Annotated in this window: 13 protein-coding genes; 5 read left to right on the top strand and 8 right to left on the bottom strand. The window is 60.1% G+C overall.

All coding sequences use genetic code 11. From position 1 onward, the window contains the following. Positions 1-4 precede the first annotated feature (4 nt). Positions 5-2,995 carry a DNA polymerase I gene (polA, locus tag ACXHRN_RS21095; protein WP_488641967.1) on the bottom strand — a complete coding sequence of 997 codons (2,991 nt, stop codon included), beginning with the start codon at positions 2,993-2,995 and terminating at the stop codon, positions 5-7. 164 nt (positions 2,996-3,159) lie between these two features. Further along, positions 3,160-4,095, bottom strand: a complete 936-nt coding sequence (locus ACXHRN_RS21090) for a polyphosphate kinase 2 family protein (protein WP_488638259.1) — start codon at positions 4,093-4,095, stop codon at positions 3,160-3,162. Positions 4,096-4,287: 192 nt separating this feature from the next. Between ACXHRN_RS21090 and ACXHRN_RS21085 the strand changes: the two genes are divergently transcribed. After that, a complete protein-coding gene (locus tag ACXHRN_RS21085; RefSeq protein ID WP_488638258.1) occupies positions 4,288-4,776 on the top strand; it encodes a hypothetical protein in 489 nt (162 codons plus the stop codon). Between the two features lie 158 nt (positions 4,777-4,934). Continuing rightward, entirely contained in the window at positions 4,935-6,623 is a 1,689-nt protein-coding gene (locus ACXHRN_RS21080; RefSeq protein ID WP_488638257.1) for a SulP family inorganic anion transporter, read from the top strand. A 144-nt stretch (positions 6,624-6,767) separates the two neighbouring features. On the opposite strand, the gene ACXHRN_RS21075 is transcribed toward ACXHRN_RS21080, so the two are convergent. From ACXHRN_RS21075 to ACXHRN_RS21050, 6 genes are all read right to left on the bottom strand, one after another. Further along, positions 6,768-8,006, bottom strand: a complete 1,239-nt coding sequence (locus tag ACXHRN_RS21075) for an adenylate/guanylate cyclase domain-containing protein (protein WP_488638256.1) — start codon at positions 8,004-8,006, stop codon at positions 6,768-6,770. Positions 8,007-8,151: 145 nt separating this feature from the next. Continuing rightward, positions 8,152-8,919, bottom strand: a complete 768-nt coding sequence (locus tag ACXHRN_RS21070; RefSeq protein ID WP_488638255.1) for an aspartate/glutamate racemase family protein — start codon at positions 8,917-8,919, stop codon at positions 8,152-8,154. Further along, positions 8,916-9,734 carry an ABC transporter permease gene (locus ACXHRN_RS21065; protein ID WP_488638254.1) on the bottom strand — a complete coding sequence of 273 codons (819 nt, stop codon included), beginning with the start codon at positions 9,732-9,734 and terminating at the stop codon, positions 8,916-8,918. The genes ACXHRN_RS21070 and ACXHRN_RS21065 overlap by 4 nt, the downstream gene beginning before the upstream one ends. A gap of 1 nt (position 9,735) precedes the next feature. After that, on the bottom strand, positions 9,736-10,650 hold the full coding sequence (locus ACXHRN_RS21060) for an ABC transporter permease (RefSeq protein ID WP_488638253.1): 915 nt from the start codon (positions 10,648-10,650) through the stop codon (positions 9,736-9,738). Between the two features lie 183 nt (positions 10,651-10,833). Beyond that, the gene (locus tag ACXHRN_RS21055) at positions 10,834-12,135 is read right to left on the bottom strand and encodes an ABC transporter substrate-binding protein (protein WP_488638252.1); all 1,302 of its coding nucleotides are present in this window, start codon (positions 12,133-12,135) and stop codon (positions 10,834-10,836) included. A 33-nt stretch (positions 12,136-12,168) separates the two neighbouring features. Then, on the bottom strand, positions 12,169-13,257 hold the full coding sequence (locus tag ACXHRN_RS21050; protein ID WP_488638251.1) for an ABC transporter ATP-binding protein: 1,089 nt from the start codon (positions 13,255-13,257) through the stop codon (positions 12,169-12,171). Between the two features lie 263 nt (positions 13,258-13,520). Here ACXHRN_RS21050 and ACXHRN_RS21045 point away from each other — a divergent pair, with 263 nt between their 5' ends. The 3 genes from ACXHRN_RS21045 (at position 13,521) to ACXHRN_RS21035 (ending at position 15,981) form a co-directional block, all read left to right on the top strand. Continuing rightward, a complete protein-coding gene (locus ACXHRN_RS21045; protein WP_488638250.1) occupies positions 13,521-14,231 on the top strand; it encodes a GntR family transcriptional regulator in 711 nt (236 codons plus the stop codon). A gap of 71 nt (positions 14,232-14,302) precedes the next feature. Continuing rightward, positions 14,303-15,076 carry an SDR family NAD(P)-dependent oxidoreductase gene (locus ACXHRN_RS21040; protein WP_488638249.1) on the top strand — a complete coding sequence of 258 codons (774 nt, stop codon included), beginning with the start codon at positions 14,303-14,305 and terminating at the stop codon, positions 15,074-15,076. Between the two features lie 5 nt (positions 15,077-15,081). Further along, positions 15,082-15,981 carry a TolB family protein gene (locus ACXHRN_RS21035; protein ID WP_488638248.1) on the top strand — a complete coding sequence of 300 codons (900 nt, stop codon included), beginning with the start codon at positions 15,082-15,084 and terminating at the stop codon, positions 15,979-15,981. The last annotated feature ends 22 nt before the right edge of the window (positions 15,982-16,003 follow it).

The raw sequence follows: 16,003 nt of genomic DNA, 5'->3' as shown, positions 1-16,003 counted from the left end.
GGCTCTAGTGTGCCTCATCCCAGTTCCTGGCCGCCCGTGCATCCACAGCCAGCGCCGGCTCCATCTGGATGACCGGGAAGGTGGCGTTTTCCATCACCTGCTTGATCACAGGGATCGCCTTTTCGGCTTCTGCCTCGGAGGTCTCGAAGATCAGTTCGTCATGCACCTGCAGCAGCATGCGGGCATTGATCTTCGCCGCATCGAGCGCAGGCTCCATCTTGATCATCGCCCGGCGGATGATGTCGGCGGCCGAGCCCTGGATCGGGGCATTGATCGAGGCTCGCTCGTTGAATGAGCGCACCGACGGATTGGTCGAGCGGATTTCCGGGAAATTGATCCGCCGGCCGAAGATCGTCTCGACATAGCCGAGATCGCGCGCCTGCGATTTCGCCTGCTCCATGTAGTCCTTGATGCCGGGGAAGCGCTCGAAATACTTCTTGATGTAGTCGCCGGCTTCGGACCGCTCGATACTGAGCTGGTTGGCAAGCCCGAAGGCCGAGATGCCGTAGATGATGCCGAAATTGATCGCCTTGGCACGCCGCCGAACATCCGACGGCATGCCCGCGACCGGCACACCGAACATCTCCGATGCCGTCATCGCGTGGATGTCGATGCCGTCGGCAAAGGCCTGCCGGAGCTGCGGGATATCGGCGGTATGGGCGAGTACCCTCAGCTCGATCTGGCTGTAGTCGGCCGACACCAGCACGTTGCCGGGCTCTGCGATGAAGGCAGTGCGGATCTTGCGGCCTTCGGCCGTGCGCACCGGAATGTTCTGCAGGTTGGGTTCCGACGAGGCCAGCCGTCCGGTCGTCGTCGCCGCCATCGCATAGGAGGTGTGGACGCGCTTGGTGTCGGGATGGATATAGCCCGGCAGCGAGTCGGTATAGGTCGATTTCAACTTGGTCAGCTGCCGCCAGTCGACGATCTTGCGGGGCAGCTCGTGGCCGGTCGCGGCCAGGTCTTCCAGCACCTGCACCGAGGTCGACCACTGGCCGGTCTTGGTCTTGCCGCCGCCGGAATCGAGGCCCATCTTGCCGAACAGGATATCGCCGAGCTGTTTTGGCGAGCCGATGTTGAAGCGCTCGCCGGCCAGTTCGTAGATCTCGCTCTCGATACGGGCGGCCGATTGTGCCAGCTCGCCGGACAGCCGCGACAGGATCTGCCGGTCCACCGAAATGCCGCGCTCTTCCATTCGTGCCAGCACGTCGACCAAGGGCCGCTCCAGCCGCTCATAGATGCGCGTCAAACCCTTGGCGACCAGCCGCGGCTTCAGCACATGCCAGAGCCTCAGCGTCACGTCGGCATCTTCGGCGGCATAGATCGTCGCCTTGTCGATCGGCACCATGTCGAAGGTGACCGAAGACTTGCCCGAGCCTGCCACGTCCTTGTAGGCGACCGGCGTGTGGCCCAGCCAGCGCTCGGCGAGCGAATCCATGCCGTGGGTCGTGTTGCCGCCGCCGTCGAGCACGTAGGACATCAGCATCGTGTCATCGAAGCTGTTGATGGCGATGCCGTGGCGCTTCATCACCAGCCAGTCGTATTTGACATTCTGGCCGACCACCAGCACCGAAGCGTCTTCCAGCAGCGGCTTGAGCAGGTCCAGCGCTTCGCGCAGCGGGATCTGCCCTTCCGCCATGCCGCCGCCCAAGAGGTCGCCGCGGCCGGTCTTGTGGCTCAGGGGAATATAGCAGGCGCGGATCACATCGCCGCGCGGCGAAACCGTGTTGTCGGCCACAGCCAGCGAAATGCCGGCAAGCTCGGCCTGCATCGGGTCGAGCGAGGTGGTTTCGGTGTCGAAGCCGACGACGCCGGCCTCGCGCGCCATGGCGACCCAGTGCGCCAGCTGGTCGCCGTCGCGCACCGTCTCGTAGGTGGTGTGATCGATGGGATGGGTGGCAAAGAACTCGGCGCGCGATAGCGCCAGCTTCGAGGCATCCTCGGCGACCGGGTCCTTGGTGGTGGTGGTGTAGGCCTCGGCATTCGGCGTGCCGGCGGCGGGCGGAATGGCCTCGCCCCCCTTTGAACCAGCAGTGTCGAGATCCGGGCCGCGGGCGGCGCCATCCCAGACGACGGGAACATTGGCGGGCTCGATCAGTGCGGCATCGACGCCTGTGGCTTCGGCGACACGGCGGGTCAGCGTGGTGAATTCCATCGTCTTGAGGAAGCCGACCAGTTTGGGCCCGTCCTGCGCCTCGAGCGCCAGATCGTCGAGCCCGTCGGTCACCGGCGTGTCCACCTTCAGGGTCACCAGCTGCTTGGAAATCTTCACCAGCTCGCGGCCGGCGATGATGCTTTCGCGACGCTTGTCCTGCTTGATCTCGTGGGCGCGCTCCATCAGCGCCTCGAGCGTGCCGAAGGTTTCCAGCAACTGCGCCGCGGTCTTCGGGCCAATGCCGGGAATGCCGGGCACGTTGTCGGTGGAATCGCCGGTCAGCGCCTGCAGGTCGATCATCTTTTCCGGCGGCACGCCCCATTTCTCGATCACTTCTGCAATCGAGATCTGCTTGTCCTTCATCGGGTCGTACATGTGCACCCGCTCGGTCACCAGCTGCATCAAGTCCTTGTCGGACGAGATGATGGTGGTCTCGGCACCCGTGGCCTCGGCCTGGCGCGCATAGGTGGCGATGATGTCGTCGGCCTCGTAGCCCTCGATCTCGATGCAGGGCAGGTTGAAGGCGCGGGTTGCTTCGCGGATCAGCCCGAATTGCGGGATCAGGTCCTCCGGCGGTGCGGAGCGGTTGGCCTTGTATTCGGGATAGATCTGCTTGCGGAATGTGGTCGCCGAATAGTCGAAAATCACGGCAAAATGCGTCGGCGTCACGCCCACATCGGTGTTGCGCGCATCGGCCAGCAGCTTCCACAACATGTTGCAGAAACCGGAGACAGCGCCCACCGGCAGCTTGTCGGATTTGCGTGTCAGCGCCGGCAGCGCATGAAAAGCCCGGAAGATAAAACCGGAGCCGTCGACGAGGAAGAGATGATCACCATTTTTCATGGGCGATTTGTTAGCATGGGCGGTGAGGGAGGCCAAGGTGGCAGGCGCGGGGATGGTGACAGAATTGGGATAGCGCTCCTGCGTCTGGATTGCGGACATCGACGATCCAGGCAAAACGGCAAGTTTACGCACCGTCCGCGACGTGTTCCATCAGCTTCACACCATCACTCTTCAGCCAAAAGCTGGCCACGAATATCCATCAAACGCTTCTTCTGCTTGTCGTCGATAACGGGCATGCTCAGATCCAGCCGCTCGAGAGCGGACGACACCACTTGCGACACCGCAAGACGAGCAAACCACTTGTTGTCCGCTGGAATGACAAACCATGGAGCCCACTCCGTGCTTGTGTTTTCGAGCATCTGCTCAAACGCCTTTTGATAGTCGTCCCAGTACTTTCGTTCCTCGTAGTCGGCCGCAGAGAACTTCCAATTTTTTTCAGCGACGTCGATCCGGGAAAGAAAACGTTTCTTTTGCTCTTTCTTGGAAACATTGAGGAAAAACTTCAAGACAATGGTGCCGTTGTGACGGAGGTACTTTTCGTAGTTGTTTATTTCCTTGAACCGCCCTTTCCAAATGTCCCCTTCCCGGGTCGTCGGCGGGATCTTTTGTTTCGCCAGGTATTCGGGATGCACTCTAACGACGAGCACTTCCTCGTAGTAGGATCGGTTGAATATGCCGATCATGCCGCGTGCGGGCAGCGCCTTCGAAGCCCGCCAAAGGTAGTCGTGATCAAGCTCCTCGGCTGAGGGGGACTTGAAGGGTGTCACCTGGCAGCCCTGGGGATTGATGCCGGACATGACGTGACGTATCGCGCCGTCCTTGCCAGCGGCATCCATGGCTTGAAAGATGATGAGCAGGGAATAGGTATCCTGGGCGTAGAGCATTTCCTGCATTGCGGCCAGGTCCTCCACGTTTGCCGCGAGATGTTCGAGTGCACCGGCCTTGTCGTCAAATCCTCCGGTAAAATCCGGGTCGAAATCTTTTTTGAGTGATACGGATTTTCCTGGTTCGACCACAAAATCCCGGAAGCGAAACTCTACCTCGCCGCTCGTTCCCACTGCCATTTTGCGCTTTTTGTCAAAGTCAAAATCGGATCTCATGTTCCCCCCCTCGCGCTTTGAGCCAAAGGCTTGCGCTAACTCGTTAAGTCATCCACTATTATATAAGGCTAAATTATGTTATCATTATTCACCGAAAAATCCACATGCTGAAATTCAATTCAACTGTAGGAAGCATCTAGAATCAACTGCAAAGCATGCAGCCTTGGCAATGTCTGAACTCAGGGGGAAGCAATGACCAGTTTGAACAAACAAAGTGAGCCGACCGGCGCCAATGATCTTTTCATGACCGCGGAAGAATTGCTGGATTACGCAGACAAAATCGATACGGCGCGTGCATCGGCAGCCTTCAATTCCATGAATGTCGCGGAAGATGCGCGAAAAGTGTTGATGGCCAAGTTGTCCAAGCCGGTAACGGTCACGGACGAGATGAGAGCCAGCGTTCTTTCCAGACTGAAAAAGGCCGCGGCCGACGGGCTGAGCGAATTGAAGGTCCTTCAGTTCCCCGTTGAGCTTTGTACCGACTCGGGCCGTGCGATCAACAACAATGAGCCCGACTGGCCAGACACACTCACTGGCGTTCCCCGGCAGGCCTACGAAGTGTGGCGAGATCGATTGAAGCCCGCAGGATATAGCCTTTCGGCAATGATTGTAGAGTGGCCACATGGGATGCCGGGCGATGTGGGTCTTTTTCTGGGCTGGCACAAACCCAAACCACTTTGAGCTATGCAGGACGAGTGCGGAGCGGATCTGCGAACCGCGCCGTCATCTACCCTGAATTGTCCGATTCTTGATATGCGGGTTGCGCCCATAAAGCCGTGCTGGCCATAGATGGACGCTGAATTGTGCCAACTCATTCAATTGCTGGTGTGTTAGACCCAATGCTCACACTTCCATTCATTTCCAGTATGAGAGAATATCGAGCTGAATGGTTTCGGCACGATTTGACCTCTGGCCTAGCCATCGCTGCGGTTGGATTGCCCAGTGCCATTGCGTATCCCGCACTCGCTGGACTGCCGCCGGAAATCGGCATTTACGCGAGCATCCTGTCGGTTCTTGGCTACGCTCTTCTAGGCTCCTCGCGCCAGCTCATCGTTGGTCCGGACGCCGGCACAGTGACGGTGCTTGCCGCAGTCCTCGTTTCTTTTGGGCTGTCCTCGACTGCAGAAAACGTGGTGGCCTCGGCCGCAATTGCCGCGATCGTCGGGCTTTTATGCTTCCTGGCCAGCTTTCTTCGACTTGGCTTCATTGCTAACCTGCTGTCGCGTCCGATTTTGACCGGGTTCATGACGGGTGTGTCGTTGACGATACTCGTCGGCCAGATCGGCCGCCTCACTGGCGTCAAAATAGATAGTAATGGATTGTTCGCTCCGCTCATGGAAATCATGTCAAAGGCGGGATTGATCCATTGGCCTTCCCTTGGAGTGGGCATTGGTCTGTTTATCATGCTCCGGTTACTAAGCGCATGGCGTCCAGCTGTGCCAGGGCCGCTTGTCGCTATCGGACTCGCGACGGCCTTATCGTGGTTGTTTGACTTTCCGGCGTTGGGAATTCGCGTTGTCGGCGCAGTCCCATCTCATCTCCCTTGGCCATCGCTGCCGATCCCAAAAGGTATCGCCATCGACGACCTGATCCTGGGCGCCGTGGCAGTGCTGATCGTCAGTTTTGGGTCTGGGATTTTGACCGCGCGCAGTTTTGGCGCCAAAAATGGATATCCCGTGGACGCTAATCGCGAACTCCTTGGATTTGGGGCAGCAAACCTCGCGTCTGGATTGTTTGGCGGTTTCGCGGTGACTTCCTCGGACTCCCGTACCGCAATCAACGACATGATGGGCGGCAGGACGCAGTTGGCGGCGGTTGTTTCCGCCGCCGCCCTTGCGCTTGCGATCTTGTTTTTGACCGACGCCTTGGCAATACTACCGACGCCTGCCCTGGGGGCTATCCTGGCGTCGGCCGCGATCAGCATTATCGATCTGCGAGCGCTGCGAGAGCTATGGCGGATCAGTCGCATCGAGTTCTCGTTTGCGCTGATCAGCATAGCGGGCGTCGTCGGTCTCGGTGTTTTGAAGGGCGTGATCATCGCGATCGGCGCAACGCTGCTGTATCTCCTTTTCAAGGGAATGAAGCCGCGCGACGCGCTGCTGGGGCGAGTAGAGGGCCGTGAGGGCTTCTACAAACTCCATCGACACACGCACGCCGAACCGGTTCCTGGCGTGGTGATCTATCTTCTCCAGGGCAGTCTGCTGTTCCTCAATGTCGATTATGTCAAAGGTCGGATTGAGGGCATTTTTTCAGAGCTGCCGCGGGACGTACGGGGGGTCATTTTCGATGCAGGGGCGGCTCCCCAGATCGACAGCACGGCAGCCGCTATGCTCGGCGAAATACAAACGCTCGCAGAGGAGCGCGGCATAAAATTCGGGATTGCAGACCTTCACAGCGAACCAATGGAGATGCTGAGACGCTCCGGCGTCCTCGCCAAAATCGGACCCTCCATGATTTTCGACGAGCTGGAGGAAGCCGTGGCGGCTCTGTCAACCAGCCAAAACCCACCCGCGGTGTTGGGAGCCTGAATGGCTGCTCGTGGCGCCGGTCGGTAACCACAATGTTTTTCAAAAATATTTTCACCCCCGTCATCCCCGCCCTTTTCACCTGCCAACGCGGAAGGGGGCTCCTGATCGGCAATCAAGCATCGACCACGGCTGAAACCGCCCTGCTCAAGCCGCCGCATCGAACTTCAGCGCGAAGGCGTCGACGGGCTCTTCGATTCCCTTCAACATGAAGGCACCTAGGCTGTCGACTGCCGACTCGCACTGGGCCTTCTCGGTGAATGCCCTGGAGAGGAGCACCGGGCGCTTTACTTCCTTGGTGAGGCTTTCGAGCCGCGACGCCACGTTCACGGCCGGTCCGATCACGGTGAAATCAAGACGCTTTTGAGAGCCGATATTGCCGTACATGACATCACCCAGATGGACGCCGACACCATAGCCGAGTTGCGGGTGGCCGTCCTTCGCGCTCTTCTCGTTCAAGGCTGCCATCGCGGCTCTTCCTTCCCTGATGGCACTGAGCAGATCGCTGCAGGCGGTCGGCACGGAAAGGGGGAATACGGCAAGAAGTCCATCGCCCATGAACTTGAGTATCTCGCCGCCATGTTCCTCGATAGGTCCGGAAAGCGCATCGAAATAGCCGTTGAGAAGTTCGATCACATAGTCGCGCGGCCAGAGCGACGAAAGCGTCGTGAAGTCGCGAAGGTCGCAGATCATGATGGCGGCGCTCATGGTTGCGCCGCTGCCCCTCGTCGTCGCACCCGCCAAGATCGCTTCGCTCGCATGGGGCCCGACATAGGTTCTCAACAGCGTCCTCGCCATGATGTTCTTTACCCGGATCTCGGTGATGAGCGCGAGCACCGGCACGAGATCCTTGAGGAAGCTGATATGCTGTTCGGCAAAGCCACCCGGGCGAGCCGTCGAGAAAGTGACCACATGCCGCTTGCCAAGCGTGTGGTTGAGCGGCCAGGCCACATACTCGGTCAGGCCCTCCTCGCGCAGGTCGGTATAAAGCGACGACTCCGATTGAGGGTCGAGGACAGGCTCCTCGAGATTCTTCCTCAGTTCGTCAGCTCCGTCATGGATCACCTTCAGCGGGCTCATGAGAAACGCTTGCGACTTCTCGACCTCATAGCCGTACATGTCCACTTCCGCTTCGCTCAATCCCGAGCGCCAAAGCAGCCGGGCGCCGCGCCATTGCGGATGATTTGTCTGAAAATGGAATGAGGCACGCCCGACAGGCACACCGGCGTCGACCAGCCGCTCGCACATCTCGATCAGTATGTTGTCGACGAACCGCTGCTGCTGCGTGTCGTTCACCAGCCAGTCGAGGACCTTCCGCCTTCGGGCAGGCCAAGTGCCGTCGTCAATCTCGGCATCTGAAAGAACTGCTTCGTGTAACATCACCATGTGCATGCCTCGTGAGTAGCCTGTCATCATATTTCGGGCTGGCGGCCGAAGGCTTCAAGGCCGGTGTCACCAACTTGTTTCGATTATGATGACATTCGTCTTTGTCGCGAGCCAGCAGGATACACGGAAGGCAATGACAATCTGACTAACGCTGTGCGAGCATCGCCGATGGCTGAAATTGCCCGAGCAGCCCGAGATAGGGCTTTTCCACCGGCGTCGCATAGGCGCCCTTCTTGGCGGTCCGCAGTCCCAGCGCCACCAGGCTCTCGGCCTGCTTGACCGCACAGGCAACGCCATCGATGACGGGCACGCCGAATTCATGGCTGAGTTCGGCGGTCAGGTCGGCCATCCCGGCACAGCCGAGCACGATCGCTTCGGCGCGGTCTTCGAGTAGGGCCAGCGTGATCTCGGCCCGCAGCCGCGTCTTGGCGTTGGATTGCGGGTCTTCGAGCGACAGGACGGGGATATCGGCGGCCCGGACCTTTACACGCCCGCCCATGCCGTAGCGATGAACGAGATGTTCGAGCGGCAGGCGCGAGCGTTCCATCGTCGTCACCACCGAAAACCGTTGCGCGATGAAGGCGGTGGCCGACAGCGCCGCCTCGCAGATACCAATGACCGGCATGTCGCAGAGCGCGCGGGCTGCGTCCAGCCCGGTGTCGTCAAAGCAGGCGATGATGGCGGCATCGGCGCCTTCGCGCTCGCCCTTGGCCAGTTCGATCAGCAGGCCCGGCACGGCGAAGGCCTCGTCATAATAGCCCTCGATCGACACCGGCCCCATCGACGAGGTGATGGCGACGATCTCGGTAGAAGAATTCTTCACGCGTTTTGCTGCGTCGGCGATGGTCGCGGTCATGCTCGTGGTCGTGTTGGGATTGACGACCAGGATGCGTGGATTGGGCTTGATGCTCATCCGCGTAACCGGCGGCGGTTGAGCCCGACGATCAGGCCGAGCGTACCGGCAATGACAAGGAAGGAGAATACGGTGGTGACGGTGCCGAGCGCATAGAGCACCGGCGTCGTCACATTGGTGGTCATGCCGTAGATCTCGAGCGGCAGTGTGTTGTAGGTGCCTGAGGTCATCAGCGTCCGGGCGAATTCGTCGTAGGACAGCGTGAAGCCGAACAGTCCGACGCCGATCAGGCTCGGCGCGATCATCGGCAGCAGAACATGCCGGAAGGTCTGCCAGTTCGAGGCGCCGAGGTCGCGCGCTGCTTCCTCGTAGGCCGGCGAGAAACGATTGAACACGGCAAACATGATCAGCACGCCGAACGGCAGCGTCCATGTCAGATGCGCACCGAAAGCCGAGGAGAACCAGGCGGGCTGGATGCCCAGTTGCTGGAAAATCACGCCGATGCCGAGCGAGATGATGATCGACGGCACGACGAGGCTGGCGACCGCCAGATAGAAGAGTGCGGTCGCACCCCAGAATTTCCGGCGGAAAGCCAGGCCCGCCAGCAGCGACACCAGCACCGTGACCACCATCACCATCAAGCCAAGCGTCAGCGAACGCTTGAAGGACCCGCCGAAATCGCCGACCGCCTGCTTTTCGAACAGATTGGCGAACCAGTGGAAAGACACGCCATTGAGCGGGAATGTCAGGCCGCCATTCGGCCCCTGGAACGACAGGATCAGGATCGCCGACAGCGGCCCGTAGAGGAACAGCACGAAGACGGTGAAGAAAACAGCCAGGATGTAGAATTCGCGGCCGCGGGATTCTCGATGCATCTCAAAGCTCCTTGCGGATATCGACGACGCGCAGGATGCCGGCCACCATCAGCAGCACGAGGATCAGCAATACAACGGCATTGGCGGCGGCGGCGGGATATTGCAGCAGCGACATCTGGTTCTTCATCATCAGCGCCACAGAGGCACTCTGGCCGCCGGACATGACCTGTACGGTGGAAAAATCGGCCATGACGAGCGTGACGACGAAGATCGTGCCGATCGCCATGCCGGGCTTGGCCAGCGGCAGCACGACATTGGTCAGAATCTGCATGCTCGATGCGCCGGCATCGCGGGCTGCTTCGATCAGCGATTTGTCGATGCGCATCAGCGTGTTGAAGATCGGCGTCACCATGAACAGCGTGTAGAGATGCACCATGGCCAGCACCACGGCGAAATCGGAATAGAGCAGCCATTCGATCGGCTGCGGCACGATGCCGGAACTCACCAGCGCCGAGTTGATCAGGCCGTTGCGGCCGAGCACCGGGATCCACGAGATCATGCGGATGATATTGGAGGTCAGGAACGGCACGGTGCAGACGAGAAACAGAACCATCTGCATGGCCGTGGTGCGGATGTGGAAGGCCAGGAAGTAGGCAACCCAGAAGCCGATGAACAGCGTGATCACCCAGACGATGGCAGCAAATTTCAGCGTGTTCAGATAGATCTTCCAGGTCACCCAGGACCCGAGCGTGTCGGTGTAGTTGAAGGTCACGAAACCGGGATACATCTGGGCGAAGTCGTAATCCCAGAAACTGACCACGGCGATCATCAGCACCGGCAGCAGCAGGAAGGCTCCGAGGATAATCAGCAGCGGCAGCGCCTGGATATAGGACGCGTGCTCGGCAATCCGGCTGCCGGGCTTCTTTTTCCGTTCTTCAGCGGCGGCGACTGCTGTGGTGTCGGTTACGGCTGCCATGGTCGTCTCCTTGCTTGGATGTGCCGGGAGCGTTCCGCGCACTCCCGCTTCTCCCCTTGGGGAGAAGGTGGCCCGAAGGGCCGGATGAGGGGTTCCCAGGACGGTCGAGTCTGTCGCTGAGAACCCCTCATCGCCTCGCATTCGCTCGGCACTTCTCCCCAAGGGGAGAAGAGGGAGCATCCATCAAGCTGCGATGAACTCGTTCCAGCGCTTGACCATGTAGCGGTCCTCGTCCATCACCGAGTTCCAGCAGGCGACCTTGCCCATGCGGTCTTCGAACGAGCCGCCGTCGCGCACGGCGCCGGCCTTCTCCATAACCTTGCCTTCCGGCGACAGGATATCGCCCTTGGCCGCCTTGCCTTCGATCCAGTAGCCCCATTCGTCTTCGGTCATGAACTTCTTGGCAGTGTCCATGGCTGCCGAGTAGTAGCCTTGGCGGTTGAGATAGCCGCCCACCCAGCCTGACGTGTACCAGTTGATGTATTCATAGGCCGCATCGAGCTGCGCGCCGGAAAGGTGGGAGGCGAGACCCAGACCGCCGCCCCATGAGCGGTAGCCTTCCTTGAGCGGCTGGTATTTGCAGGCAATGCCCTTGGAGCGGACGGCGGCCACGGCCGGCGACCACATCGACTGGATGACGACTTCGCCGGACGCCATCAGGTTGACGCTCTCGTCGAACGACTTCCAGAAGGCGCGGAACTGGCCGGCCTGCTTGGCCTTGATCAGGAAGTCGATGGTCGTATCGATTTCCGCCTTGGTCATGTTGCCCTTGTCGGCATACTTGATGACGCCCATGGCTTCGCAGATCATCGCGGCGTCCATGATGCCGATCGACGGGATGTTGAGGATCGAGGTCTTGCCCTTGAAGGCCGGGTCCATGATGTCGGCCCAGGTGGTGATTTCGCGGCCGACGAGATCAGGGCGAATGCCGAGCGTGTCGGCATTGTAGATGGTCGGAACCATCGTGAACCAATCGGTCTCGCCCTTGGCGAAGGTCTTGTCGCCCGGCTTTTCGACATAACCCACCGTGTGCGGGGCGGTGCCCTGCGCGATCACGCTGTCGGGCTTGAGCTTGCCGTTCTTGAACAGCGGCACGATCTGGTCGTAATACTTGAGCTTCTTGACTTCCATCGGCTGGATGACGCCGGCGGGGAAGACTTTCTTGAGGATCCAGTATTCGATGTCGGCGATGTCGTAGGAGTTCGGCTGGGTCACGGCGCGCTGGGCGGCGGCGTCGGAATCGGTGGCGGTCATTTCAAGTGTGATGCCAAGGTCGGCCTTGCACTTCTCGGCGATAGCATTGATGTTCGAAACGCCGGTGCCGAACTGGCGCAGCGTGATATTGCTCTGTGCCCAGATGGTCGGGAAGCCGGTGATGATGCCGGTGCCGGCGGCGGCGCCCACCGCAGCGGCGCCCGTTTTCAGCAACGAGCGGCGCGAAATGCTGCTTTTTGCGGCAGTCGTGATTTCAGTCTTGTCTGTCATGGTTTGTTCTCCTTCACGTTTATTGTTTGTTGTTCAACTGTCGAGACGGCCAAGCACGATGGCGTCCCGTGGCTCCCAGGAAAGCGGCACGGCAGCACCGACCGCGATCGATTTTTCAAAGAAATCGTCGTCATCGAGGATGACGGTGAAATCCTCGATGCCCGCGCCGGTGATCACCAGTTTCACCGTCGAGCCGCGATATTCGACATTGGAAACAATGCCGGTGAAGCCGAGGCCGGGCGTCGGACTTTCGCCGACCCTGACGTGATCGGTGCGGATGGCGATGTCGACAGGAGCGCCGATCTCGCCCGTGCGGCCGGTCGCCAGGAACTGGCCGCCGCCGATGACCTCGAGCGTCACGCCGTTGTCATTGGTCTCGAGAATGCGGCCGGAAATGACGTTGTGGTCGCCCATGAACCGGGCAACGAACGCCGTCGCCGGCTGCTCAAATACTGTGCGGGGGTCGGCCGCCTGCTCTATCTTGCCGTCATTCATGATGACGATCAGGTCGGCCAGTGCCATGGCTTCTTCCTGGCTGTGGGTGACATGCACGAAGGAGATGCCGAGCGTGGTCTGCAGCTTCTTGAGTTCGGCGCGCATCTTGATCTTCAGGAACGGATCGAGCGCCGAGAGCGGCTCGTCGAGCAGTAGCGCCTCCGGATCGGTGATCAGCGCCCGGGCGAGTGCCACGCGCTGCTGCTGGCCGCCGGAAAGTTGGGCCGGGCGGCGGTTGGCATAGGCCTCGAGTTGCATCAGCTTCAGCATCTCCATGGCTTTGGCCTGGCGCTCGGCCTTCTCCACGCCCTTCATTTTCAGGCTGAAGGCGACGTTGTCGACGAGATCGAGATGCGGAAACAGCGCGTAGGACTGAAACATCATCGCCGTGCCGCGCTTGGCGGGCGGCAGGTCGGTGACCACGACATTGCCAAGCCGTACGTCGCCGGTCGAAATGGTTTCATGGCCGGCAATCATACGCAGCGTCGAGGTCTTGCCGCAGCCGGAGGGGCCGAGCAGGCAGCAATAGGTGCCGGCCGGAATTTTCAGGCTGATCGAATGAACTGCGGTCGTCTGCCCGTAGATTTTGGAGACAGAGACGATGTCGATTTCGGCGGCTTTCGTCATGCGGCGCTCCCTTTGCGTCGCCTCCTACCATGCATCAGCCGTGCCAGTTTCCATTGCGCTGCGGTAACTTGTTGAAATTGCGTGTGAAATAGTTGTTAACTAAATGTCGCCAAAGAAGGTGATTTTCATTTGGGCAAAAAACGAGCGATTGTCGCCAATCTAATGGGTAATTTGTATGCAATAATATTTGTTATTCCATTCACTCTTCGATTTCCTCCGCACTGCAATTCGGGTTACATTGGGCGACAATCTGGAAGCGAAATATGAATGTCGTCGAAAAGGTAGAGTCCGCCGACCTGAGCCAGGAGGACCGGGCACAATCGATCCGTGACGCGCTGCGCGACGCGATCGTCGATCGCCGGCTGGTGCCCGGCAGCAAGCTTGCCGAAAGCGAGGTCGGCGCGCTGTTCGATGTGTCGCGCACGGTTGTCCGCACGGTCCTGCAGATGCTCGCTTATGAGGGCCTGGTAAAGATCGAGCGCAATCGCGGCGCTTTCGTCGCCAACCCGACACCGGAAGAGGCGCGGCAGGTGTTCGATTCCCGCCGCCTGATCGAGCCGGGCATCGTGCTGGCCGCGGCCGAGCGGCTGACGCCGGAAGACATCGCCGCCTTCCGCGTCCAGCTCGAGCAGGAAAGCCGCTTCATGAACGAACGCGGCCCCAGCGCCCGCCGCGCCGAGATCAAGGCCTCGGGCGATTTCCACCTGATGCTGGCGAGCTATTCCGGCAATGCCATCCTGCAGAAATTCATGGACGAGCTCGTTGCCCGCTCATCGCTGGTGATCGCGCTCTATGGCCGCTCCGGCATTTCGAGCTGCGGTCACAATGAACATGGCTCGATCCTCGATGCGCTTGAACAACATGACACCAGACGGGCCTGCGACCTGATGCTGCACCACATCAATCACATCGAGACCGATCTCGATCTGCGGGTCCAGGAGGGGCTGACCCTCAAGGACGCACTCTCCCTCTGATTTCGCGCTTTGGGTCTCGCCCAATCTCCTGCGAGCCGCTATCGTGCTGAGATCAAGAATTGGGAGGTTCCATGTATCTCGAACTGTTCAGCCTGAAGGGCAAGACGGCGGTTATCACGGGGGCGGCGCGCGGCATCGGCTTTGCCACGGCCGATGCGCTGAGCGAGGCCGGCGCCAGGGTTGTCATCACCGACATGAACGGCGAGGCTGCTGCCAAAGCAGCGGAGGAACTCGGCGCCAAGGGGCGCGAGGTGTTCAGCGAAGTGCTTGATGTCACCGACCCGCGCGCGGTGGAGAGGGTGCATGCTGATATCACCGCGAGGCATGGCCGCGTCGATATCCTCGTCAACAATGCCGGTATCGCCATCTCCAATCGTCCGGCCGAAACGATGGACGATCCGACCTGGCTGAAGGTGCTCGACGTCAATCTCAACGGCGTCTTCTGGTGTTGCCGGACGTTTGGCAAGGCGATGCTGGAACAGGGCGGCGGCAATATCGTCAATGTCGGCTCGATGTCGGCCGATATCGTCAACCGACCGCAGGAGCAGTCGCAATACAATGCCTCCAAGGCCGGCGTCCATCACCTGACGCGCTCGCTGGCGGCGGAATGGGCGACGCGCAACGTTCGCGTCAATGCGGTGGCGCCGACCTATATCGAGACCGAGCTGACCCGCTATGTCTATGACGATCCCGACATGATGAAGCACTGGGTCGGCAACACGCCGATGAACCGCATGGGCCAGCCGCCGGAAATCGCCGCCGTCATCCTGTTCCTGGCGTCTGAGGCCTCGAGCCTGATGACCGGCTCGATCGTCGCTGCCGACGGCGGCTATACGGTCTGGTAGGGTCCATGTCGCAGATGCCAAAATTTTTGAGAAGAGGGCGTGAACTCGCCCCCGGCCAGATCACCGAACTGACCATCTTCGATATCGAAACCGGCGACAGCTCGGTCATCTTCACATCGAAAGAGGTCATCGAGGCCCCGAACTGGACGCCGGATGGCAAGGATCTGATCTTCAACGCGGGCGGCCAGCTCTGGCGGATCGGCGCCGATGGCAAGGACGGTCCCGAACTGATCGACACCGCTCCGTTGGCCGACCTGAACAACGATCATGTCGTCTCACCGGATGGCACCACGCTCTATCTCAGTTCGGACGACGGCCATCTCTATTCGGTGCCGATTGCTGGCGGCACGCCGAAACGCGTCTCCAATCAGCACGAGCAGCCCTTTCACTACTATCTGCACGGCATATCGCCGGATGGCAGCGAGCTTGCCTATGTCGCGGTCGAGGGTGGGCCGGACAATCGGCGCATCAACCTGTTCACCATTCCAGCCGCCGGCGGCCCGGACAGACGGCTCAGCGACATTGACAAGCCCAATGATGGCCCCGACTATTCTGCGGACGGCCGCTGGATTTATTTCAACTCGGAGCGGGCCTCGCCGATACCCGGCCATGCACAGATCTTCCGCATGGTGAGGGACGGATCCGGCGTCGAGCAACTGACCCATGACGAGCGGGTCAACTGGTTCCCGCATCCTTCGCCGGATGGACGATGGGTCGTCTATCTCAGCTATCCCACGGGCACTTTGGGACATCCGCCGGACAAGGACGTGATCCTTAGATTGATGGCAACGGAGGGCGGGCCGCATCGCGACCTCGTGCATCTCTTCGGCGGGCAGGGAACGATCAACGTCAATAGCTGGGCGCCCGATTCCAAACGTTTCGCTTACGTGGCCTATTCCATGTAAAGAAAATGCCCGCCAGTGAGGC

Source organism: Shinella sp. OV683 (assembly GCF_057787725.1).
This window is presented reverse-complemented; position numbering and strand designations above follow the sequence as displayed.